The organism is Thalassotalea sp. Sam97 (genome assembly GCF_041379765.1).
Taxonomy (GTDB): domain Bacteria; phylum Pseudomonadota; class Gammaproteobacteria; order Enterobacterales; family Alteromonadaceae; genus Thalassotalea_A; species Thalassotalea_A maritima.
This window is the reverse complement of sequence record NZ_CP166919.1, coordinates 2,533,374-2,555,919: the sequence shown is the minus strand read 5'-3', so window position 1 is coordinate 2,555,919 and position 22,546 is coordinate 2,533,374. Positions and strand designations below refer to the sequence as shown.

General features: G+C 40.4%; 21 protein-coding genes and 1 pseudogene. 14 read left to right on the top strand and 8 right to left on the bottom strand.

Features of this window, described 5'->3' with window-relative positions; all coding sequences use genetic code 11:
* Nucleotides 1-308 precede the first annotated feature (308 nt).
* Both ylqF and ACAX20_RS11410 read left to right on the top strand, forming a co-directional pair.
* Nucleotides 309-1,262, top strand: coding sequence for a ribosome biogenesis GTPase YlqF (gene ylqF / locus ACAX20_RS11415; protein WP_371186320.1), 954 nt, complete (start codon nt 309-311; stop codon nt 1,260-1,262).
* Nucleotides 1,263-1,333: 71 nt separating this feature from the next.
* A complete protein-coding gene (locus tag ACAX20_RS11410; protein WP_371186318.1) occupies nt 1,334-1,756 on the top strand; it encodes an HIT domain-containing protein in 423 nt (140 codons plus the stop codon).
* 323 nt (nt 1,757-2,079) lie between these two features.
* Here the strand turns inward: ACAX20_RS11410 and ACAX20_RS11405 are convergent, their stop codons facing one another.
* Together ACAX20_RS11405 and ACAX20_RS11400 are read right to left on the bottom strand one after the other, a co-directional pair.
* Nucleotides 2,080-2,973 (bottom strand): ketopantoate reductase family protein, encoded by an 894-nt coding sequence (locus ACAX20_RS11405; RefSeq protein ID WP_371186316.1) that lies wholly within the window; start codon nt 2,971-2,973, stop codon nt 2,080-2,082.
* Nucleotides 2,970-3,335, bottom strand: coding sequence for a VanZ family protein (locus tag ACAX20_RS11400; RefSeq protein ID WP_371186314.1), 366 nt, complete (start codon nt 3,333-3,335; stop codon nt 2,970-2,972). Before ACAX20_RS11400 ends, ACAX20_RS11405 begins: the two co-directional genes overlap by 4 nt.
* Before the next feature lie 150 nt (nt 3,336-3,485).
* On the opposite strand from ACAX20_RS11400, the gene ACAX20_RS11395 reads away from it, so the two are divergent.
* From ACAX20_RS11395 to purF, 11 genes are all read left to right on the top strand, one after another.
* Nucleotides 3,486-3,968: a YajQ family cyclic di-GMP-binding protein gene (locus ACAX20_RS11395; RefSeq protein WP_371186312.1), complete on the top strand. Its 483-nt coding sequence runs from the start codon at nt 3,486-3,488 to the stop codon at nt 3,966-3,968.
* Nucleotides 3,969-4,266: 298 nt separating this feature from the next.
* Nucleotides 4,267-5,613, top strand: a complete 1,347-nt coding sequence (locus tag ACAX20_RS11390; protein ID WP_371186310.1) for a sodium-dependent transporter — start codon at nt 4,267-4,269, stop codon at nt 5,611-5,613.
* A 109-nt stretch (nt 5,614-5,722) separates the two neighbouring features.
* Nucleotides 5,723-6,835 carry a 4-phosphoerythronate dehydrogenase gene (locus ACAX20_RS11385; RefSeq protein ID WP_371186308.1) on the top strand — a complete coding sequence of 371 codons (1,113 nt, stop codon included), beginning with the start codon at nt 5,723-5,725 and terminating at the stop codon, nt 6,833-6,835.
* A 55-nt stretch (nt 6,836-6,890) separates the two neighbouring features.
* On the top strand, nt 6,891-7,907 hold the full coding sequence (locus tag ACAX20_RS11380; RefSeq protein ID WP_371186306.1) for an aspartate-semialdehyde dehydrogenase: 1,017 nt from the start codon (nt 6,891-6,893) through the stop codon (nt 7,905-7,907).
* Nucleotides 7,908-8,503: 596 nt separating this feature from the next.
* Complete coding sequence (locus ACAX20_RS11375) at nt 8,504-10,501, top strand: FimV/HubP family polar landmark protein (protein WP_371186304.1); 1,998 nt, start codon at nt 8,504-8,506, stop codon at nt 10,499-10,501.
* 192 nt (nt 10,502-10,693) lie between these two features.
* A complete protein-coding gene (truA, locus tag ACAX20_RS11370; protein WP_371186302.1) occupies nt 10,694-11,476 on the top strand; it encodes a tRNA pseudouridine(38-40) synthase TruA in 783 nt (260 codons plus the stop codon).
* 256 nt (nt 11,477-11,732) lie between these two features.
* A complete protein-coding gene (gene accD, locus ACAX20_RS11365; protein ID WP_371186300.1) occupies nt 11,733-12,596 on the top strand; it encodes an acetyl-CoA carboxylase, carboxyltransferase subunit beta in 864 nt (287 codons plus the stop codon).
* A gap of 13 nt (nt 12,597-12,609) precedes the next feature.
* Nucleotides 12,610-13,869, top strand: a complete 1,260-nt coding sequence (folC, locus tag ACAX20_RS11360) for a bifunctional tetrahydrofolate synthase/dihydrofolate synthase (RefSeq protein WP_371186298.1) — start codon at nt 12,610-12,612, stop codon at nt 13,867-13,869.
* 9 nt (nt 13,870-13,878) lie between these two features.
* Complete coding sequence (locus ACAX20_RS11355; RefSeq protein ID WP_371186296.1) at nt 13,879-14,523, top strand: SPOR domain-containing protein; 645 nt, start codon at nt 13,879-13,881, stop codon at nt 14,521-14,523.
* A gap of 82 nt (nt 14,524-14,605) precedes the next feature.
* A complete protein-coding gene (locus ACAX20_RS11350) occupies nt 14,606-15,088 on the top strand; it encodes a CvpA family protein (protein WP_371186294.1) in 483 nt (160 codons plus the stop codon).
* A 27-nt stretch (nt 15,089-15,115) separates the two neighbouring features.
* A complete protein-coding gene (gene purF / locus ACAX20_RS11345) occupies nt 15,116-16,633 on the top strand; it encodes an amidophosphoribosyltransferase (protein ID WP_371186292.1) in 1,518 nt (505 codons plus the stop codon).
* Between the two features lie 344 nt (nt 16,634-16,977).
* Here purF and ACAX20_RS11340 read toward each other — a convergent pair.
* From ACAX20_RS11340 to ACAX20_RS11315, 6 genes and pseudogenes are all read right to left on the bottom strand, one after another.
* Nucleotides 16,978-17,106, bottom strand: a pseudogene (locus ACAX20_RS11340) (transposase); the annotation flags it as partial.
* Nucleotides 17,107-17,136: 30 nt separating this feature from the next.
* Nucleotides 17,137-18,525: an ATP-binding protein gene (locus ACAX20_RS11335; protein WP_371186290.1), complete on the bottom strand. Its 1,389-nt coding sequence runs from the start codon at nt 18,523-18,525 to the stop codon at nt 17,137-17,139.
* The gene (locus tag ACAX20_RS11330) at nt 18,518-19,207 is read right to left on the bottom strand and encodes a response regulator transcription factor (protein WP_371186288.1); all 690 of its coding nucleotides are present in this window, start codon (nt 19,205-19,207) and stop codon (nt 18,518-18,520) included. The genes ACAX20_RS11335 and ACAX20_RS11330 overlap by 8 nt, the downstream gene beginning before the upstream one ends.
* An 11-nt stretch (nt 19,208-19,218) precedes the next feature.
* Complete coding sequence (locus ACAX20_RS11325; RefSeq protein WP_371186286.1) at nt 19,219-20,385, bottom strand: DJ-1/PfpI family protein; 1,167 nt, start codon at nt 20,383-20,385, stop codon at nt 19,219-19,221.
* A 73-nt stretch (nt 20,386-20,458) separates the two neighbouring features.
* Nucleotides 20,459-21,025: a flavodoxin family protein gene (locus ACAX20_RS11320; protein ID WP_371186285.1), complete on the bottom strand. Its 567-nt coding sequence runs from the start codon at nt 21,023-21,025 to the stop codon at nt 20,459-20,461.
* A gap of 35 nt (nt 21,026-21,060) precedes the next feature.
* Nucleotides 21,061-21,546, bottom strand: a complete 486-nt coding sequence (locus ACAX20_RS11315; RefSeq protein WP_371186283.1) for a hypothetical protein — start codon at nt 21,544-21,546, stop codon at nt 21,061-21,063.
* Between the two features lie 215 nt (nt 21,547-21,761).
* Here ACAX20_RS11315 and ACAX20_RS11310 point away from each other — a divergent pair, with 215 nt between their 5' ends.
* Nucleotides 21,762-22,523: a serine hydrolase domain-containing protein gene (locus ACAX20_RS11310; RefSeq protein ID WP_371186281.1), complete on the top strand. Its 762-nt coding sequence runs from the start codon at nt 21,762-21,764 to the stop codon at nt 22,521-22,523.
* Nucleotides 22,524-22,546 lie beyond the last annotated feature (23 nt).

Genomic DNA, 22,546 nt, shown 5'->3' with positions numbered 1-22,546 from the left:
GGGACCTCAAAATGGTAAAAGGTTATTTCATCATGAAGAAAATTAGCGTCCTGCTGAGTCATCAAATAACGGCGCAATCTTAGCACCTTTTTTTACTATTGAATCTACTTGCTACAATTTATAACCGATAATTTCACCTTAGCAACACGGTATTCTAGTCAGTTATTAACACCGTCGTTAATTGCGTTGTAAGTTTTTCAGTTCATCACGGTAAGCAAGTCATTAGTGAGGCATTAAATGGTAATAATAATGTATCCACGCTATTAACTTGCTAAAATAGGCATATCTTTTTGTATTTAAAAACTTCTATGGCTATTAATTGGTTCCCGGGGCACATGCATAAGGCCCAAAAAGAAATTAAAGAAATCATCCATCAAATCGATGTGGTAATTGAAGTCTGTGACGCGCGATTGCCGTTCAGTAGTGAAAACCCAATGATCACTGAAATTCGTGGAGAAAAACCATTAATTAAGATTTTGAATAAAAGTGACCTCGCCGATCCTGAGCTAACCAAAGTTTGGATAGACTATTTTGAGTCACAGCATAATGTTAAAGCGATAGCATTAACGACAGAAGAGCCTGTAACGGCTAAGCTGATCCCTGAATTAATTCGCAAGTTAGCACCCAATAAAAATGAACCGGGTAAGCAAATAAATGCCATGATTATGGGTATACCTAATGTAGGTAAATCTACATTACTGAATACCTTAGTTGGTAAAGTAAAGGCCAAAGTTGGTAATGAGCCTGCGGTCACAAAATCACAACAACGTATACGTCTTGAGGACGGTTTGTATTTGTTTGATACGCCGGGTATGTTGTGGCCGAAAATTGCCAATGAAAATAGTGGCTATCGATTGGCTATTTCTGGTGGTGTTAAAGATACAGCATTTGAACACGAAGAGATCGCCTGCTTCGCTGCTGAATATTTGTTATCTGCTTATCCTCAGCGTTTACAAGAGCGTTATAAGATAGATGACCTACCAGACCAAGATTTTTTGTTTATCGAAGAATTAGGACGTAAACGAGGCTGTGTTAAGGCAGGTGGTCATGTTGATTTTCATAAAGCGTCAGAGATTTTAATCAACGAAATTCGTGATAAAACACTTGGCCCAATTACCTTTGAAACCCCTGATATGGTTGAAAAGGAGCAGGTTTACTTTGCCGAGCTAGAACAGCAACGCCAAGCAGAACGTGAAGCGAAAAAAGCAGCACGTGGTCGTGGTAGAAAAAATAAACCTAAGAAAAAGAAATTAAAAAAATAACCCATTAATGTACCAGCGTGGCTCCGATATGGCTCACGCAGTAGCAGAAAATGACATAATAAGGATCATGTATGAGCGACAACTTTACCTTGCACAGCGATTTACAACGAGATGGCATTGAGCTTTTAGATTTTCCTCTGTGCACATTATTATTGTGTAACGACAGCCAGTATCCATGGTTTATCCTCGTGCCACGCCGTGCAGATATAAAAGACTTATATGAATTGGATTGGCAAGATCAGCAGCAATTTCTCAATGAGTCGAGTGCGTTAAGTGAAGTGTTAATGCAAGTGTTTCACGGAGAAAAGATGAATGTTGCCGCGTTGGGAAATATGACACCACAGTTGCACATTCATCATGTGGTACGTTATCGTCACGATGCCGCTTGGCCAAAGCCGATATGGGGGGTGCGTCCATTAGTGCCTTACACTGAACAGCAAATCGATGAAATTAAAGCCGCATTGTTACCAGCTTTAAAAGAGATCGTTAAGTAGCTTGTTCGCTTTAACCTAACAATCGATAAAGGTTATATACTCAAGATAGTAACAGAGGAAACATTAGCGCGGTGCTAAACCTTTGGCGTTTCGCTGATAGCTACGCAATACGCTCATTTCAGGCACTAAGCATGTTATCAGCCTTTGCTTTATAATATTAATGCTTTCTCTGTATGTTTTTATTATGTATATAACCTTGTCATTTATACCCACTTTCCCATCAATTGATTTTCCATCGGTGACTTGCGCCACTGAAGTCTCGTTAAGCGCTATTAATCTATCAATGGTAATCAGGGCTGACACCTTAAACAGCATGTTCTTTATTATTTTGAAAGTCGTTTAATGGTGGTTTGTAAGTGCTTATTTACTGTTGTCCTGATGCCATGATTAGCCCCAGAGTTAACAATATAGCCGTTAATGAAGTCAATTTCGGTTTGCCTGTTATTACGGATGTCTTCACGCATGGAAGAACTGTTAGCCGCTGTCAGCTCGATGACACGCCATACTGAGGCTAGAGTCATTTGATAATCAAGGGAGATATTTTCAGCATGTGCTACTTCGACGACTTCTTTTAGCGTCTTAACGATGGTTTCTTTATATTGGCTTTGCGCTAGCTCACCGTTGGTCACATCAAATATTGCCGTTAATGGATTAATGGCACAATTAATCGCAAGCTTTTGCCATTGCCGATAAGCAATGTCATCACATAATATGGTTGACGGGAGTTGCAGAGCAAGTTGATGGATTGCCGCGGGTGCAATAGCCTGATTATGTGCACCGAGGTGATTTTCACCAAGTCCAGTATGTTGGATATGGTGCGCTGAGACACGCCGTGAAGCCATTGTCGTTAATAAATAATAAAGCCGATTGTCTTGATGTAAGTAGCGGCTAATTTGTTCGCTAGTGCCTAAGCCATTATGACAAAGGACAATACTACAGTTGTTATGTATGTGTGGGGCAATACTCGCAATTGCACGCTGAACGTCATAGGATTTTACGCAACTGATAATAATGTCTGCTGCTTGGATGTCTGACGGTTGAGTGTACGGGATAGAAACAGTTTTGAGATTACCTTCAAGAGACTGAAAACTAAATTGCCAATGCCCGGTTTTCGCTTCTCTACTTTTAACTGATAGCGAGCCTTTAGTGTTGTTTTCGCTGAGCAAAGTGGCAAACAAACCGGCGATGGCGCCAGTGCCTATAATGACAATATTCAAGCGTTTGCGTTCCTTAACCAAGTGATGATTTTGATGACGATATAATAACTGAAGCAGCCAGCAGCGTCAGCGACGAAATCTAAAAACTCAGCGTTACGAAACCCCAAAACCCATTGGCAAAGCTCTGTTAACCCTGAATAGATAATAAGGGCGGTAATCGTAACGGTGAGGTTGAGTTTGACAACCCTATCGACGATAGCACTGAGTAGCAAAAAACCAATAAAGTGTCCGGCTTTATCAAGTAAACCGTGTTTAATTAGCCATAAGTTGATGTCACTACCATTGCTAACAACGATTACGCCGATACACAGTAGAGTAAACGCATAAGAGATCAATACTGATTTGGCAGTGTTACCTGTCATTTATTAACATTTGCCCGAATTATTAACAATTAAGGCGATTATACTAGCATGAAAGAGCTAACATTTTACTATCTTATATGGATAATATTGGCGGGCTTTGGTACTCTTTGAGCCAATAATTTATAGCTAAACATAGATAGGTTAATCATAATGCCATCATTTGATATTGTCTCAGAAGTGGACATGGAAGAAGTTCGTAATGCCACTGAAAATGCGACTCGTGAATTAAGCACTCGTTTTGATTTTCGTGGCGTTGAAGCCTCTTTTGAATATAAGAACCCTAATGTGACTGCTAAAGCTGAAGGTGATTTTCAGATTAAGCAAATGCTCGATATGCTGCGTGCGCAATTAGCAAAACGCCAAATTGACGCTAAAGCGATGACGCTTGGTAAGCTTGATCACACCGGTAAAACCTATACTCAACACCTTTCTTTTAAAGTTGGTATAGAACAAGCGGTTGCGAAAAAATTAGTTAAGCTAATTAAAGATAGTAAAATCAAAGTACAAGCATCGATTCAAGGCGATAAGTTACGTATTACCGGTAAAAAGCGTGATGACTTGCAAGCGGTGATGGCTTTGGTACGTGACGCAGAGCTAGAGCAAAGCTTTCAGTTTAACAACTTTAAAGACTAAAGTATTTGCCTGAACGCCAAGGCAACAACAGTTAAATAAGCCCGTATCTTTAACGGGCTTAATTCACTATTCTTCTCTTTTCATTGCCACTCATAAACGATTGCACTTATACAGTTGCAGCAATAAACAATTATGCACTGATGCAACGATAACTTACCTTGCTGTGAGTACATCTCACCACAAGTTATCACGCCTACAACGTTTACTCGATATTATTAACTAAAGTGGGTTTGCTAATTATGGAGAGTTTCGATATGGTACGATTCTTAAATGAATTATTAAAAAGAATGATAAACGTATGGCTTCAACGCGTGGTGAGTTCAGCTCACGATTAGGATTTATATTAGCAGCGGCAGGCTCTGCCGTTGGCTTAGGTAATATATGGGGTTTTCCGACGCAAACAGCGACAAATGGTGGTGCAGCATTTGTACTTGTCTATTTGGTATTAGCGTTCTGTTTAGCATACCCGGCATTTATGGCTGAACTTGTCATCGGTCGTTATGGTCAAGCCAACGCGGTAACATCAATGCAAAAAATGTCACGTCATCAATGGCAAAAACGTTTTGCGTTTTTGGTTGGTTTTGGTGGCGTTGTTTGTGCCGGTTTAATTCTTAGTTTCTATGGTATTATTGCTGGTTGGATGATGTCGTATGCCGTGCAACCGTTTGCGGAGATGATCAGCTTATCATCGGTTGCCTCTTGGGTGACAACGCAAGGCGCGGTGCGAAATGTTTTGTTTACCGCCTTGTTTATGTTGTTAACCATTATGATTATCCGTAAAGGTGTAGAGCAAGGTATCGAAAAGTGGTCGAAGCGCTTGATGCCTGCGCTGATTTTATTACTATTGGCACTTATTTTATATGTGATTACCTTAGATGGTGCTACGGAAGGGTTACGCGCATATCTTAACCCAGATTTAAATCGTGTATTTGAGCCTGATTTACTGATCAGTGCCTTAGGGCAAGCGTTCTTTTCGCTATCTTTAGGTACTAGCGTGATGGTTATTTATGGCTCATACATCAGTAAAAAAGAAAACTTGGTCAAGCTTGGTGCACAAGTGACCTTAATTGATGTATCGATTGCCTTCATGGCCGGTTTATTGATCATTCCTGCTATGTATGTCGCTCAACATCAAGGCGTAGAGATCTTCGCCGCTGATGGCAGTTTAATATCAGGACCAAGCATGGTGTTTGCGGTACTGCCGAGCTTGTTTGATGGCATGGGGGCTATTGGCTTGTTCATTGCCTTCGCATTTTTTGTATTGATGAGTATTGCTGCGTTAACGTCTTCTATTTCAATGCTTGAAGGACCCGTGTCTTACGCTGTTGAGCGTCACGATATGGAGCGTAAGCAAGCGACCACGTTGATTGGTTTGTTTATTTTTATCATTAGTGTGGTCATTATATTCAATCTCGACTTTATGCTTGATTTGATCGCGATGGTTGCAACAGAGTACGGTCAGCCTATTATCGCCATGTTATGCTGCGTATTTGTTGGCTGGATTTGGAATCGTACAGAAATGCTTAATGAAATAAAACAAGGCAATGAAAACGTTGCCCATAGTCTGTTTTGGAAAGTATGGCCATGGTACACCAAATTTGTATGTCCACTGGCCATCATGATGGTGTTTATCCACTCACTTTAGCGGATATATACATCGCCAATTGCTAAGCATCGATGAACGTATTTACAAAAGCCAGGATTATCCTGGCTTTTTTCGTTTATAATGGCGAAAAAAGCTAAGAGTCATAGCCGTGAAAATTTATTACGATGAGAACATTCCATACGCTGAACAGTTTTTTTCCGATTTTGGGCAATTAACGCCTTTTGCTGGACGAGCAGTGTCAGCACAGCAAGTGAGCGACGCCGATGTATTATTAGTGCGCTCTATCACCCAAGTGAATCAACAATTATTGGCCGACAATCATAGTTTACAGTTTGTTGGCACGGCAACAATTGGCTTTGACCATGTTGATCGCCAATATTTAGCCCAGCGTAATGTGACTTTCACCAATGCGCCAGGGTGTAATGCGGTATCGGTTGCAGAGTATGTACTCAGTGCCATTATGGTAATGTCTGAACGTTTACCGTTTATCCTACAAGATAAAACCGTTGGCATTGTCGGCGCAGGTAATACTGGCACTGCTTTGGCTCGAAAATTGGCAGCGTTAGGTGTTGAGTATAAATTATGCGACCCAATTCTTGAGGCATCTGGCGATCCGCGAATGTTTTCTTCATTAGATGAGGTGTGTCAATGCGATATCATCTCTCTGCATGTACCGAAGACGCACTCAGGTGAGCATGCGACGTTTCATATGTTTGATAACGAGCGCTTGCAACAATTGAGTAAGCAGCAGATCCTTATTAATGCTTGTCGTGGTGAAGTGATAGACAATAAGGCATTGCTAGCACTTAAGAGCAAGCAATTAGCGCCTTACTTAGTCATGGATGTTTGGGAAAATGAACCTAATATTCTTGAGGAACTGATGCCATATTGCGATATCGCCACGCCACATATAGCGGGCTATAGTCTAGAGGGTAAAGCCCGTGGCACAGAAATGCTCTATCAAGCCCTTGCTCAGACTCTAGGACGTCCAACAAATAAACGTTTGATAGATTTTCTCCCTAAAGCTGACATGGCGCTACCTAACATGGCGTCTATACATTTACCTGACCAGTTACGTGAGACTATTTTTGCTGTTTATGATGTGCGCCGTGACGACCAAATTATGCGTTCGCAACTGGCCAGCCGTGGTTTTGACTGGTTACGAAAAAACTATCCAGAGAGGCGAGAATTAAGTGCACTATCATTACCCCAGAGCTATCATCAAATTACGGCAATATATCGACAATTAGGCTTTGCATAACCAGCAAAAGTTTAGCAATATAAACTATCAGATAGATTTTAATTAGAGAGAAGAAATGGCACAAAAATTTGACGTTGTTGTATTAGGGGCAACGGGCTTAGTCGGCAAGCAAATTATCGAAATTTTAGAAGAGCGAAAATTCCCTGTGAACACTTTATTCCCGCTTGCGAGTGCTCGCAGTGCAGGTGAAATAGTAGAATTTAACGGTGAAAGTATCGAAGTTATCGATGCCGAACTGTTTGATTTTAGCCAAGCGCAAATTGCCTTTTTCTCAGCTGGTGGTGCGGTGTCGGCAAAATTTGCGCCGATAGCTGCCGATGCGGGCTGTATTGTTATCGATAATACTTCTGAATTTCGCTACGAGCCGGACGTACCTTTAGTCGTACCAGAGGTAAATCCACATACCCTTGCTGAATATCGTAACCGTAACATCATTGCTAATCCTAATTGCTCAACCATTCAAATGATGGTGGCATTGAAGCCTATTTATGATGCTGTTGGTATTGAACGCATTAATGTCAGTACCTACCAATCAGTATCAGGTGCGGGTAAAGAAGCCATTGAAGAGTTGGCTAAACAATGCGCCGATTTACTGTCAGGTAAGCCAGTGAAGGTCGAAAACTTCCCACGACAAATTGCCTTTAATGTGATCCCGCAAATCGACAAGTTCATGGACAATGGTTACACCAAAGAAGAAATGAAAATGGTCTGGGAAACCAAAAAAATCCTTGGTGATGATAGCGTCTTGGTTAATCCTACTGCGGTTCGCGTGCCTGTATTTTATGGTCATGGTGAAGCGGTCCACATTGAAACACGCCAACAAACATCAGCGGAAGAAGTAAAACAATTGCTAGCTAACGCGCCTGGTGTTGTTGTTGCTGAAAATGACGAAGATTTTCCAACCCAAGTTGGTGATTCAAGCGGTAATGATGAAACTTACGTCGGCCGTATTCGCGAAGATATCTCACATCCGCACGGGATCAATATGTGGGTTGTTTCAGATAACGTACGTAAAGGTGCTGCAACCAACAGTATTCAAATTGCTGAAGTGTTGATTCGCGATTATTTGTAAGCGATAAAATCGCTTTATAGCAAATAGTAATTTTGAGCGTTGTTAGGAATTTTATCATCACGCCTACAACGCTACTTTGCGTTTGGTTATTTTTGCCGAGCGGTTATTAAGTGTGTTGCTTCAATAATGTTAACTACTTTAAGTCATATCGCGATTTACAGCCTTTAACTTATGGTATCACCTGCGTTTCCACACTGATATTGCGAGTGTGTTCTCTGCAATGAGAGTAATGCACTATTTGTACGCCTCATTTCGATATTGTAACCGCAAATTTCACCCAGCCTTCACCACCGCTGACTGTTCCACTTATAGTTAGTGATGAGCCTTAAATATCACTAACACAGATGACGAAAAGGCAATGATGTTGAAGTACTTGTCAATCAATCTGGGTAGGCCTAATTTTTGTACATATTGAAAAAGGAAAACATCAAAAAAGCAGTAGTATATCCATACTAACTAGTTTATAGTACTCAATGACCTTTTTCTAACCTATTGAATGCATTGCTAACTTCCAAAATGAAGCGGGCAATTATATTGTCGGTTGGATGCGTGGATAATAATGGATATTTTCACAGCCTTTGATAACGAAGGATCTCATGATGGTGACTAATAATAATAAATCCGGATTCGCACCTAAGTGTGCCGTGATAGCCGTGTGCAGTTGGTTAATTGTAACGAGCGCTGGTTTAGTACAAGCAACAGAAAGCAACGCAAGTGCTGCTACATCACAGCAGCCTGTAGATAATGTACTTGCTGGAAAACAAGAAGCCTATGGACCAATACAAACCACGGATACATTATGGAAGATTGCTGTTGCTCATCGACCTGATAATAGCGTATCAAATTATCAAGTGATGGTGGCCTTATTTAAGAAAAATCCAAAGGCGTTTTTGCGTAACGACATCAATAAAATGATTGCAGGTCAGTACCTTGAAATACCATCACTGGCTGAAGTAAAACAAATATCCCCATACCCATACGGTAAAGCACCTGCGGACTTAAATACCCTAGCGCAAGCAACGGTTACCTTGGAGTCGGACTCTGGAGACAATGCTGTAACAGCAACACCAGATGTTGCTGTTCAAGTTGAGGCGATTAACCGCAACCCTAAAGTTGATAGCGCTGACGAACAATCGGCATCTGTTGCACCGCAATCTAACCCTCAAATTAGCGTGTCAGATACGAAACCGGACTCTGCAAGCAACGAGTTGTTCACCGCTAATGATAATCAGTCGGCTGTGATGCCGGTTACAGACGCAACTGATATACCTGTTGACGGTACTCAGCCACAAGTTGCATCTGATAATATTGCATTTAAAGAAAGTTTGGATGCTGTTGATGATCAGCTTACGTATTTGCAGTATGAAGTAGCGAAAGCCAATGAGATCCAAGTTAAAATGGATCAAAAGTTGGCTGAGCAACAAAAGTTACTGGAACAAACTCAGCAGCGAGAACAACGATTACTAGATGAACAAAAAAAGTTGGCCGCAAGTCAACAAGGTTTATTGAGTAATCCTTGGACTATATGGACAAGTAACTTTATTTTGGCTGCTTTGGTTGTGGTGCTGTTTGTGATGGTTATGCGCCGTCGTCGCCTTGAAGTGCAAGTATCTGCGCCAACGACGACGCCGAATAATGCAAGTCAGTCAAAGACGCCATTTAACCAAGCCAAACCTAAAACCGTTAATGAAATCGTCGATAATATCAATATGGCCGACTTTAGAGAGGATGCCGAAGTAACTGCATCAGCAGGTCAGGGCGTTAGTCATAATCAATCACCTGCGAAAACGACGGACAACTACAGTGTCGCTGGTGCATTTGATAGTATCGAGTTAGATAGGGCAACCAGTTCTCAATCGTTGATGAGCGACGATGAGTTGCTCGATGTTCTGCAAACAAAATCAACGGATAATGCTAGCGCGACAACGAGCACAGCGAACCATGCATCAGATGATTTAAATATTGATCAGATTATCGATGATATGCTTGATAAAGACTCTAAACCCGTGCAATTGCGTTCAGCTTCAGACACATCAGGCAACCTAAATCAGACTGCTAAGTTGCAAGCAGAGCAGGTAACTTACCCAGCTAACAAAGACATCGGAGATTTCGATGATGTGGAATTTGACAGATTGTTAGAACAAATTTCTGCAGAATCACATGCACAACCAGCCAAGCCACAACAGCCTGCATCGCAACATCAAACACATACCCAGCAAAAAGTGGTAAATGATGGCCATGTTGCAACGGCAACGCCAGTCCGTACGGAAAATCAAGCGCCATCGGCAGAGTACTTATCTGTCGAACAGTTGTTGCAAGAGTCTGAAGCAGCAGAAGAGTTTGATGAGCAACGCTACTCAACGGCGAATATTGATGTTGGCCTAGAAGAGTTTGATGAATTTACCAGTAATGTAAAGCACGTTAATGTTGATGATGACAAGCATGGCGTTAATGCTAAATTAGACTTGGCTCAGGTTTACATTGAAATAGGTGACTTAGATAACGCCGCCGTCATATTGAAAAGCGTAATGAAGGTTGGTAATTCAGCACAAAAGCAGCAAGCACAGCATTTGTTGTATTCTGTTAAATCATAAACGCCCCCTCTTTTCTCTGTTGAAAAATGCCGACGTTTGTCGGCATTTTGTTTTGACAAAATTCTCTATGTAAACGCTTTTGTGCTATAGTAGCGCCGTTTTTTAAGCCGGGTGATGTTATTGGATTACTGAATCTAATAATGATTATTGCTTGCGCTGTATACTTAAGCGTGAACATCTAGAGGAGAGAATATGCGCTTTGCACTTGGTATCGAGTACGATGGTAGTAATTACTGTGGTTGGCAGCGCCAAAACCATGTTAACAGCGTTCAACAAGAGTTGGAGCAGGCGTTATCTGCGGTAGTTAATCAGCCTACAGAAGTGATTTGTGCCGGGCGTACCGACACAGGTGTACATGGTACAGGTCAAGTGGTCCATTTTGACTCACCTGTTGATCGCGGTGAACGTGGTTGGACATTAGGGGTTAATACCAAATTACCAAAAGATATTGTGGTAAAGTGGGGTAAGGAAGTAACCGATGACTTTCATGCACGCTTTTCGGCCACCGCTCGTCGCTATAAGTATGTAATATACAATGGCCCATACCGCCCAGCAATCTTTTATAAGGGCTTAAGTTTTTGTTATTACCCGCTCGACGAGCAATTAATGCATCAGGCGGCGCAACAGCTTGTTGGTACTCATGATTTTACCTCATATCGAACGGTTCACTGCCAAGCTAACTCGCCACTTAGAACGGTATTCCACTGCAATGTGAGTCGCCAAGGAGCATATGTTATTGTCGACATTAAGGCCAACGCCTTTTTGCATCATATGGTACGTAATATCGTTGGTAGCTTAATGCGAGTTGGTCGACGATTGGAATCGGTTGAGTGGATTGCCGAGGTACTTGCTCAACGTAATCGTTGCAAAGCAGGCATGACAGCGCCTTCAGGCGGCCTTTATTTTGTTGATGTCGACTACCCAGAGCAGTTTAATATACCGAAACCTGAATCTGGGCCATTATTTTTACCATAAAGCTACAATTTTTTGACTGTTTTTTGTTCGGTTCTGTGTGTCGCAATCAGTGGTTAAATTGCGCACATTTGAATTAAACTCCGAGAAAACAGACCAGTTTTTGCTGTAAATTGGTTACCTAAATATGGTTAAATTAGCATTAACTGTAAGATTAATAATAAAGGTTGCTATTAGGTTAGCGATCAATAAACTCATTGATATTGTTAGAGCCTGCTAATTGGTGTTTAACAATGGACCAAATAGGTATACATGTACTATGAGCTGGATTGAAAAAATTCTCCCAAAACCGAAGCAGTCTTCGTCAAGTAAGCGCAATATCCCTGAAGGGGTATGGACAAAGTGTACATCATGTAGTGCGGTATTATATAAAGCAGAACTTGAGCGCTTACTCGGTGTGTGTCCTAAGTGTGATCATCACATGCGTATTGGTGCACGTAAACGCTTAGAAATGTTTTTAGATCAAGGTGAAAAACTTGAAATTGGTGCTGACTTAGAGCCTCAAGATAAGCTAAAATTCAAAGATTCGAAGCGTTATAAAGACCGTTTAGTTGCGGCACAAAAGGCAACTGGAGAAAAAGACGCATTAGTGGCGATGCGCGGTGAGTTAGCCGGTATGCCTGTTATTGCTGTCGCTTTTGAGTTTTCGTTTTTAGGTGGTTCAATGGCATCCGTTGTCGGTGCTCGATTTGTCAAAGCCGCTGAGGAATGTTTAGCTCATAACTTGCCTTTAGTTTGTTTTTCGGCCAGTGGTGGTGCTCGTATGCAAGAAGCCTTAATGTCGTTAATGCAAATGGCAAAAACCAGTGCCGCACTAGCCAAAATGAGTGAAAAAGGTTTGCCATTTATCTCGGTGTTAACCGATCCTACCATGGGCGGTGTATCGGCCAGTTTAGCTATGCTAGGTGACATTAATGTTGCCGAGCCAAAAGCATTGATTGGTTTTGCTGGTCCGCGCGTTATTGAGCAAACGGTTCGCGAAAAATTACCAGAAGGTTTCCAACGCTCTGAGTTTTTACTAGATCATGGTGCCATTGATATGATTGTTGATCGTCGCGAGATGCGCTCAACATTAGCACGCCAAATTGCTAAGTTCATGGGGCACCCAGAGCCAACCATTTAATTAAAAGGTTTATATGAACAACGAAATTAGCCATTCATCGCCAGCCACGCTAGATGAATGGCTTTTTTATTTAGAGTCTATCCATGCCACTGAAATTGACATGGGATTAGAACGAATCTCTGCCGTGGCCAAGCGACTAGATATTGATTTAAGCGCTTCAACGGTGATTACCGTTGCTGGTACCAATGGTAAAGGCACAACGTGCGCCTTTTTAGAGCACGTCTTACTTGATTTGCAGCACTCTGTTGCAGTTTATAGCTCACCTCATATAGAACGCTTTAATGAGCGACTTCGTGTAAACCACTCGCAGATTGACGATCAACCGCTTATTGATGCGTTTACCCTGATTGAACAAGCACGCGGTGATATATCATTAACCTATTATGAGTACACAACGCTCGCGGCACTGATGATTTGCCAACAACGAGCGCCTGATTTCGTTATTTTAGAAGTGGGCTTAGGTGGGCGCCTCGATGCAACCAATATAATTGATGCCGATATCAGTGTTATCACTAGCATCGATCTAGATCATCAGGCGTTCTTAGGTGATACCCGCGAAGCCATTGGTATGGAAAAAGCTGGCATTGCTCGTGCAGGTAAACCGTTAGTTATCGGTGATCCCAATATGCCGAGCAATGTAATTGACCATGTTAACAAACTCGGCTGTCAGCTATATCAACGCCAAGTAGATTTCTTTATTGAGCGGACGTCGTTATCTAACCCCTGGTGTTTTCACTTAACCGATACTGTACTGGATGAGTTATCCGCGCCAATGATCCCAAGAGACAATGTTGCCACGGCGCTAACCACCTTGCACTTGCTTGGTAAGCATCTATCCGAAGAGCAAGTTAATCAATGGATACAAGGCTGTCAGCTTGAAGGACGATTGCAAACTTTGCAGCGACAGCCATTAGTTATTTGCGATGTCGCTCACAACCCTCATGCAGCGAGATATCTAGCAGACATGGTTGCCAGTAAAAAGCAGGGCAGGGTGTTGGCTGTCGTTGCCATGTTAAAAGACAAAGATGTTGCCGGTACTCTGCAAGCAATGACCTGTGTCGTTGATGATTGGTATGTCGCTTCACTGCATAATGAACGAGGCGCTCAGGCGCAACTTTTAGTTGATGTGCTAACAAAACAGCAACAGTCGGTGAATAGTTTTGACAATGTAAAGGATGCCTATAAAATAGCGATAAATGATGCAAATAAAATGGATATGGTTTTGATCTTTGGTTCGTTTCTGACGGTAGCTGAAATTCAAGACCTATTTTAAGGAGACACTTTGTCAACACCATTTCAAAACAGATTAGTTGGTACAATTATCGTGGCGGCGGCTGCGGTTATTTTTTTACCAAGCTTTTTTGACGGTGAAAAAAAGGCTTACCAAGCTCAGTTTGAAGCCATTCCACAAGGTGCTCAAAAAGTTGAGTTAACCGAGGTAAGCCGTTTTGATCATAAGCCTTTTACTGATACTAGCGAACAGACTCAGGTAGCAGATATCAATGCTGACGATCAAAAGCTCGACTTAACAGCGGCTGCCGTACAAGCAACAGCGATTAAGCCGGTCACTAATGATAAAGCAACCTCGGCTAGTCAAACAGAGGTTGTCGAAGTAAAACCTCTAACGTCAATCAATTCATCAAACCGACCAAAGGTTACGCCAGCGGCGATTGATAAATCGAAAAGTTATGCTTTACAACTTGGTAGCTATAAAAATCAAAACAATGTCGCTTTGTTGTTAAGTAAGCTTAAACAAGCGGGTTATACCGTTTATACCAAACCAATAAATACCGCATCGGGAACATTGACTAAAGTCCTTATTGGCCCTGAGGTCAGCAAAACGAATTTAGAAAACAAGATTGCTGACTTAAAGGCGCTCACCGGTGTTCAAGGCAGAGTAGTCGAATTTACACCAATTGATGGTTAATGCCGGCTATTTACAATAAATCAGTAGTAACTAAGGCGTCGCATCTGTTAGAATGCGCGCGATTAATGAGGAAGGCAAGGCAATGATCTGGATAGACTATGCCATTTTAACAATAATAGGCATTTCAACACTAATCAGTTTGGTGCGCGGTTTCGTAAAAGAAGCGGTGTCACTCGTTGTTTGGATATCTGCTTTCTTTGTTGCCAGCAGCTTTTATGAAGTGCTAGCAGCGTATTTAACAAATATTAATGATCCCATGTTGCGCAATGCTGCAGCGATTGCCATTTTGTTTGTGGCAACTTTAATCGTTGGGGCAATAGTCAATTACATAATAGGGCAACTGGTTTCAAAAACAGGATTGTCTGGTACCGACCGTGTGTTAGGGCTGGCATTTGGCGCTTTACGAGGCGTACTTGTCGTCAGCGCTATGTTGTTTTTTATGGATGCGTTCACACCCGCTCCAAAAACCACGTGGTGGCAACAGGCAGTATTAATTCCCGAGTTTAAGGTGATTATTGAGTGGTTCTTTGAATACATTAAGAGCACCTCAAGTTTCTTATCTTAATATTGCATTCTTGCGGAGAGAAGTTACATGTGTGGTATTGTTGGCATCGTCGGTACATCACCGGTCAGCCAAGCATTATATGATGGTTTAACAGTCATTCAGCATCGTGGTCAAGACGCGGCTGGTATCGTAACCATTAGTGATAACAAGTTCAGATTACGAAAAGCTAATGGCTTAGTGAAAGACGTGTTCCACACGCGTCACATGTTGCGATTGGAAGGTAACATTGGTATAGGCCATGTTCGCTACCCAACCGCCGGCACCTCTAGCTCTTCTGAAGCACAGCCATTTTTCTCTAACTCTCCTTACGGCATTTCCCTTGCACATAACGGTAACTTAACAAACGCTAGCGAATTAGCGGATTGGTTATATCACAGTGCTCGTCGTCACGTTAATACAACTTCTGACTCTGAATTGCTGTTAAATGTTTTGGCTCACGAATTGAGCAAAAGCAATAACTTACAATTGAGCCCTGAAAATATCTTCAGCGCAGTTGCCAATGTTCATAAAATTGTTCGTGGCGCCTATGCTACGGTTGCTCTAATTGTTGGTCATGGTATGGTTGCGTTTCGTGACCCTAATGGTATCCGTCCATTAGTCTTTGGTAAGCGTGAAACCGAAAAGGGTACTGAATACATGGTCGCTTCAGAGTCGGTAGCACTTGATGCTTGTGATTTTGAATTTATCCGTGACGTTGCGCCAGGCGAAGCCATTTACATTTCTGAAAATGGCCAATTATTTAGCCATCAATGTGCCGAAAGCCCAAGCTATAACCCGTGTATATTTGAGTTCGTATATTTTGCACGTCCAGATTCAACAATTGATAAAATGAGCGTTTATGGCTCTCGAGTTGAAATGGGGGTGGCACTTGGTAAGAAGATCGCTCGTGAATGGGAAGATCTCGATATTGATGTGGTTATCCCAATTCCTGAAACATCATGTGATATAGCTTTGCAAATTGCCCATGAACTTGATTTGCCGTATCGACAAGGTTTTGTGAAAAACCGTTATGTCGGTCGCACCTTTATTATGCCAGGTCAAGCTGAGCGCAAGAAATCAGTGCGTCGCAAGTTAAATGCGATTCATCAAGAGTTTAAAGGTAAAAACGTATTACTGGTTGATGACTCTATTGTCCGTGGTACCACATCAGGTCAAATTATTGAGATGGCACGCCAAGCAGGTGCAAAGAAAGTCTACTTTGCTTCTGCGGCCCCAGAAGTGCGTTTTCCAAATGTTTACGGTATCGATATGCCAAGTGCTAATGAGCTTATCGCTTATGGCCGTGAACTTGAAGATATTTGTGAGTTGATTGGTGCTGATCGCTTGATATACCAAGACTTACCTGATCTTATTAGTGCGGTAGGTAAAGCTAACCCAGACATCAAAACGTTTGAAACCTCAGTATTCGATGGCCATTATATTACCAATGACATCGATAACGATTACTTAACTCAACTTGATGCTGCACGTAACAACGAAACCAAAGAAAGCTCAGACAAAGAAGCGGATTCGATTCTCGATCTACATAACGAAGGCGCAGATTAATCGGCCTCAGGTTACGATAGTATTGTGATAATAAAAAACCAGAGCTGAGCTCTGGGCTGATATGGAATTAAGGATCTACATGACGTAGATCCTTATTTTATTCTTCTTTACAATCAACACCTTAGCACAGTGTGAGTCACAACAAAACCATTCCGTGTCGATTATATTTATCATTAATATCAACATCTTATAGCACGTTATATTGAGTTTCCGGCCTTGGGTACGGTAAAATACGCTCTTCAACCCCACATTTCGCCCAACGAAAGTGATTTAAACGAATATATTTCAATAAAAGCTTTTAACACTAAATAGTTAAAGACCTAGAATTAATACTACCGAATGTGCCAGTGATATAACGTTTTAGTACAAATACCTAATCGTTCGGATACTTCAGCAACTGAATAACCACGCTCGGTGATTTGCTTAACTGCTTCAATTTTGAATTCTTGGGTATACCGTTTGCCTTTGCTCATAAACACCTCTAGTTGAAGTTACAATGTAACTCATTTGGTGTCTAGCAAAGTCTGGGAAGTCCAAATAACAAACGAAATCGATGCTCTAAAACCAAATTCACCGCTTTCTAGTTTAAGTGAACCTTGATGAGCAATGGCAATGGCTTCTACAAGAGAGAGTCCTAAACCTAGCCCTTCATTACTTGAAGTATTTGAACCTCTGGTAAAGCGTTGTTTTAACATTCTCAGTTCGTCAGTAGGTATTTTAGCAGTTTCATTTTGAACGGATATTACTAGAGAATTGCCTTGAACCTTTCCGTTCACTTGAATAGTCGTAGAGTGCGGAGAATACTTGATAGCATTATCTAACAGGTTGATTAACGCCTGAGAAGTTAAGCTTTGATCAACTTGAACGTTTGCTGCTTCAATATCTACCAAAACCTTTTGGTCTTTAATTTCCGCCATTGGTGTTAAAAATTCTACTGCGTCAGTGATAATTTTTTCAATACTTACAGTTGTCCTTGATACCCTTGCGCTGCCACTTTCTAAGTGAGATATCCGAAGAATGGCGTTAAATATATCATTGGCTTTGTAAGCACTGTCTTTTAACAGTAAATGTTTTTCTTCGGGGATGTTCAATTCTTCTATTTGGTGAGTCAATCGAGTTAAAGGCGTTTTTAATTCATGTGCCAATGTATTGGAGATATTACGAATGTCAGATACTTTGTTTTCTATTGCTTCGAAAGTTATGTTTAGTTGTTTAGCTAACCTGTCAAATTCACTATTACCGTTTGTATGTGGAATTCTTTTAGAAAGGTCGCCAGTCGCATAAATGGACTCTGATATCTCATTAATATTATTTAGTTTTTTATATATTTTTCTAGAAAAATAAAGGGTTAAAATAAAAATAAGCGTAGTGAAAAATAGCGTAATAAACAAACTTTGAAAAAGTGCTTCATTGACTTGTGTCTTAACCTCTTCAATAGTATTCAGAGGTGTTTGTTGAGAAACAGATAAATATTGTTCGATAAGAAGGTAGGTGTCTGAATCCAAATAAATAAGAATAAGCTCTTTGCCCGCAGTCGGATTTACGTTGACGGTAACTTCAATCTTATTTTCATTAGTTAACGCCATAGCTGACGTAACCTCGGATTGAACCCAAGGTGAACTGGAAACTTTGTCCATTTCATTAGATTTGAAAATTAAGGTCGTGAGCCACTTATCTTGAGGTTTTTCAAACATATGAAGCTTTAAAGCGTCACGTCCTGCTTTAGCATATTTATCTCTTAGCTCACAATAAGCGCATTGTGGTTGAAGAATAGTCTCGATTTTACTGCTTTGTTGAGACTCTATAGTGTTATAGATGGGGATGAGAGCCATCAACATTGCCACGGTGATGAAAAAATATATCAGCACCAATTTACCAATATAGCTATTCATCGTTTACCTTTTCCAACTTATAACCAACGCCTCTAACTGCTTTTAATAAACAGAGTTTACTAACCGATTCGATTTTTTTTCTTAAATTACTAATGTGAACATCTATCACATTAGTCTGCGTGTCAAAGTTATACCCCCAGACTTTCTCCATTAACATGGTTCTTGAATATACTCGATTAGGTTGACGAATTAGCGCTTCTAATAAACCAAACTCCTTAGTTTTTAACTCTATTTTAGTGTTATTAACCGTTACTTCACGGGTCAGCAAGTTAAGTTCGATATCTGCAAATAAAATTGATGACGGTTGATAAGTTTGCTCTGCTTTGCCACGACTGCCTAAAATGTGAACTCTCGCCTCAAGTTCACTAAAAGCAAAGGGCTTTACTAGATAGTCATCTGCACCGGCGGTTAAACCATTCACTCTTTCATCAACATCCGATAAGGCCGAGAGAATAATAATAGGTGTTTTGTTGCTAATAGCTCGCAGCCCTTTAACAATGGAGAGTCCATCAAGCTCTGGCAACATACGATCAACGATGCATACATCAAAATCCTGCTCTACTGCAAGTGTGAAGCCCAACTTTCCATTTTGGCTCCACTCAATATTATGCCCAGCCTCTTTAAAGCCCTTACAAATATATTCTGCAATAGACTTCTCATCTTCTATCAACAACAAATTCATTGCCTTCCTCTTTAATATTTTTCAGTAGGTTGCCAATCATATTCAATCATTTTAGCTGTCATTCTAGCTCTAGGCTCCCCTAATAATTTGGCTACAATATGAAGAGCGCCATCAATTCCAGCAGATACACCAGCAGTGGTTATGATCTTTCCATTATCAACAAATCTTTGCCCATTTATCACTTCATAATTATGTTGTTTTGATAACTGTTCCATCCAGGGTATCCAGCTTTGATGGGTTGTTACTTGTTCTCCATTTAATAAACCTGTTGTTGCCATTAGTGCTGAAGCATTACATACAGACATCATATACTTTGAGTTAGTACTTTGCTTTTTAATCCATGCCATCGTTCTTTCATCTAGGAACAGAGGGCTTATTCTGCCACCTGGGATGATAACAATATCAGGTTCAGGCATATTATCGAACGTATAATCAGCGGTCACACTATAACCTGCACCACTCATCGCCCTACTTTTTGATGAAACTGTGTAGGTATTAAAGCTGTGTGCATGAACAAAAACTTCTAGTGGGCCAGCCCAATCTAATACATCTACATCATCAAATAACAATACTGCGACGTTCATTTTCTGCCCCATAGTGTGATGGGTCATTTTAGGAATTTCTTCTGCCGCGATTTTTGAAAAGGTTACTTTTTGAGAATGTCCTAGCCAATATACATCGGCTTCAATGCTAGTATTTGTGGTTTGCTTAGCGCTTAACCTAATTCCAGCGTCGGGTAACACTAGTTCTAGCTCTTCGTCAAAATATGAAAAACTAATTTCGGGAGCTTGTTCCTCCGATTTATTTTTTGAGTTCATCCCCCAAAAGTCATAGTTGGCATTAAGAACACCGTCTTCCTCAGTGAAGTTAAGTGTTAAAGAATGAAAGTGGTCAATCATTGACAACTGTCCTTTCCAATTACCTACAAAGCTTGACTTGTTAGGCAAATAAGATTGCTTCACTTTTTGTATTTCAGTGTGCTTGCCTGAAATACCGCTCTTTACTTTAACGCTGGAAGATATTGATTCTCCAGACCCGTTGTTACTTACTTCTACTCTTTTTGAATCAGCTTCATTTAAGACATTAACACTGTCATTTACAATTGGACTTAAACTAGTGCAGCCAGCGATACATAATACCGTGATTAAACATATAAAACTTGATTGGATTTTCATCATATTGCTCCTGTTTATTGGAACTCAATGATGAACAATCTAAATTAAATTAACCTGTTTAAAACATTAAACAAATTTAATTTTTACCTACAATTGTTGCCATTCTTTCTCCAAGATAACGAGCAGTATTTAAATCTTCTTTTGAGGCCATTTCTCCATCAGATTGAGCAGTAACACCCAACTGACAACCTAGTCTATTAACTGGCTCATCTGTATAACCAAACGGAGTATCAAGTCCGAGCCACAACATGCCTTGTTGATTGGCAAATGTAATTAAATATTGAAGTGTTGAACTTTGATCGCCATTTAGCGCACTGCCACAGGTAATGCCAGCTGCAAATTTTCCAGCCCAAAGTTGTTTGCACCAAAGTTCACTAGTGGCATCAAGGAAAGATTTTAACTGAGCTGATACGCCCCCCATATAGGTTGGAGTAGCAAAGATTATGGCATCGCATGAAGTTAATGAATCAATCGCTTTCATATTTACGTATCGACCTTCGACAATATCTTTGCCAGACACTCGTTGCTTAATAATTTCAATTTGGTTGTTGCCATCAACACCTTCAATAAACGAGTTTACCAATTGAGCGGTTATATCCGTTTTACTAAAGTAAACCACACCTACTTTTTTTCTAACTATCATAAAAGTTCATTCCCATTGGGTATATTTGGGTTTGTTTACCAAAGTTCTTTGATCATTGAAATCTTACCATCGGTAAAACCAAATATGACTAATTGCCCTTCTTCTGGTATCCAATTATCGTTATTGATTGAGCCGTGGGCATATTCAACAGCTAAATAACCTTTACCATCAATAGAACGTAAGATTCGAATTTCTTGTTTTGATGTCGCCGTATAAAACCCCTTCTTTAAGTTTCTAAGAAATGCTTTACGCCAAGACGTTTGATTAAATTCAGCTCCAAACCTTACGTGGATATATTGTACATCATCATGCATAGAAGAAATTAACTTCTCTATATCCTTATCCGTAGAACCTTTTTTACCTACTGCATTTAGTAAATCAAAGTATTCATTTGCAAGATTGAGTTGACATGTTGATTCGCATTCAACGCTCCCTGTTTCGTTACCAGCTATCAGGTGCGCAGGAAATACGGATATGAATACCACTACAGCTTTTAATCCAATATGTCTAAAAATTTTCATTCTTAAGTAACTCCATTAAATAATTTTTCCTTGTTAGCCTAATGGGTCAAAATTAAAGAAACCTTTTTGGAACATTAAATATTTTTAATGTTCAGCTAAGAAGTATTTAATCTTCCATATGTATTCTGTCTCACATTTAGAATCGAGAACATGCTGGTTAGATATGGCGAGAAATCGTTCAGTGAACGCCTAATGCAAATTATTTGGAAAATACAATGAACAAACCTTTAACTTTATTAGTATCACTAGTTTTTATGTTCAATCTGTTAGGGTGTTCGTCCTCAAATTCAATAAGCACTCAACAAAAGCAAAAAAATCAGTTAGAAAACCTGATTATCCAGGCAAATAACAAAGTAGGATTTAATAGCGTTGTTTTGATATCTAAAGGCGATGAAGTTCTATTTGAAAAAGCTATCGGTAAAGTAGGAAAAAACTCTTCTGATAAGTTAACAACCAACTACGCATTTAGCCCTGGCTCAATTACTAAAGAGTTTTCTGTCATTGCATTACTGCAACTAAAACAAATGAATAAAATCAGCTTCAACCAGTCTATTGCTGATTATTTTCCAGAGTTACCTGATTGGAAACATGAGATCACCATTGAGCACTTGTTAACGCATAGTAGTGGCTTACCCGATGTAAAATACCGAGCCAATATGACAACAATTCAGGCTCTTGACGATTTAAAGCAGCTAAAAACATTAAAGTTTTCTCCTGGAGAAAAATTCGACTACGGCAACAACAACACTATTTTAAGAGGCTTAGTTGTGGAAAAAGTGACTGGCGTATCCTTTGAGGATTATTTGCAGGAGAATTTATTTTCCGTAGCGGGTATGTCTGGCACTTTTGCCAAGTCAGATTTTAAACATATCAATCGTAAAATCGCATTAGGTGCAATTCCACTGGCATTAAAAGGCGTAACCGCTTACACCACAGCGAAAGATCTTTTAAAACTTGAGCAATATTTGTGGTCTTAAAACGGATTAGGTGACAGCTTAAT

What these genes read in the sequence shown, in the direction of transcription:
- ylqF (WP_371186320.1), top strand. Translation starts at nt 309, where the DNA reads ATGGCTATTAATTGGTTCCCGGGGCACATGCATAAGGCCCAAAAAGAA.
- ACAX20_RS11410 (WP_371186318.1), top strand. Translation starts at nt 1,334, where the DNA reads ATGAGCGACAACTTTACCTTGCACAGCGATTTACAACGAGATGGCATT.
- ACAX20_RS11400 (WP_371186314.1), bottom strand. Translation starts at nt 3,335, where the DNA reads ATGACAGGTAACACTGCCAAATCAGTATTGATCTCTTATGCGTTTACT.
- ACAX20_RS11395 (WP_371186312.1), top strand. Translation starts at nt 3,486, where the DNA reads ATGCCATCATTTGATATTGTCTCAGAAGTGGACATGGAAGAAGTTCGT.
- ACAX20_RS11390 (WP_371186310.1), top strand. Translation starts at nt 4,267, where the DNA reads ATGGCTTCAACGCGTGGTGAGTTCAGCTCACGATTAGGATTTATATTA.
- ACAX20_RS11380 (WP_371186306.1), top strand. Translation starts at nt 6,891, where the DNA reads ATGGCACAAAAATTTGACGTTGTTGTATTAGGGGCAACGGGCTTAGTC.
- ACAX20_RS11375 (WP_371186304.1), top strand. Translation starts at nt 8,504, where the DNA reads ATGATGGTGACTAATAATAATAAATCCGGATTCGCACCTAAGTGTGCC.
- truA (WP_371186302.1), top strand. Translation starts at nt 10,694, where the DNA reads ATGCGCTTTGCACTTGGTATCGAGTACGATGGTAGTAATTACTGTGGT.
- accD (WP_371186300.1), top strand. Translation starts at nt 11,733, where the DNA reads ATGAGCTGGATTGAAAAAATTCTCCCAAAACCGAAGCAGTCTTCGTCA.
- folC (WP_371186298.1), top strand. Translation starts at nt 12,610, where the DNA reads ATGAACAACGAAATTAGCCATTCATCGCCAGCCACGCTAGATGAATGG.
- ACAX20_RS11350 (WP_371186294.1), top strand. Translation starts at nt 14,606, where the DNA reads ATGATCTGGATAGACTATGCCATTTTAACAATAATAGGCATTTCAACA.
- purF (WP_371186292.1), top strand. Translation starts at nt 15,116, where the DNA reads ATGTGTGGTATTGTTGGCATCGTCGGTACATCACCGGTCAGCCAAGCA.
- ACAX20_RS11335 (WP_371186290.1), bottom strand. Translation starts at nt 18,525, where the DNA reads ATGAATAGCTATATTGGTAAATTGGTGCTGATATATTTTTTCATCACC.
- ACAX20_RS11330 (WP_371186288.1), bottom strand. Translation starts at nt 19,207, where the DNA reads ATGAATTTGTTGTTGATAGAAGATGAGAAGTCTATTGCAGAATATATT.
- ACAX20_RS11325 (WP_371186286.1), bottom strand. Translation starts at nt 20,385, where the DNA reads ATGATGAAAATCCAATCAAGTTTTATATGTTTAATCACGGTATTATGT.
- ACAX20_RS11320 (WP_371186285.1), bottom strand. Translation starts at nt 21,025, where the DNA reads ATGATAGTTAGAAAAAAAGTAGGTGTGGTTTACTTTAGTAAAACGGAT.
- ACAX20_RS11315 (WP_371186283.1), bottom strand. Translation starts at nt 21,546, where the DNA reads ATGAAAATTTTTAGACATATTGGATTAAAAGCTGTAGTGGTATTCATA.
- ACAX20_RS11310 (WP_371186281.1), top strand. Translation starts at nt 21,762, where the DNA reads ATGAACAAACCTTTAACTTTATTAGTATCACTAGTTTTTATGTTCAAT.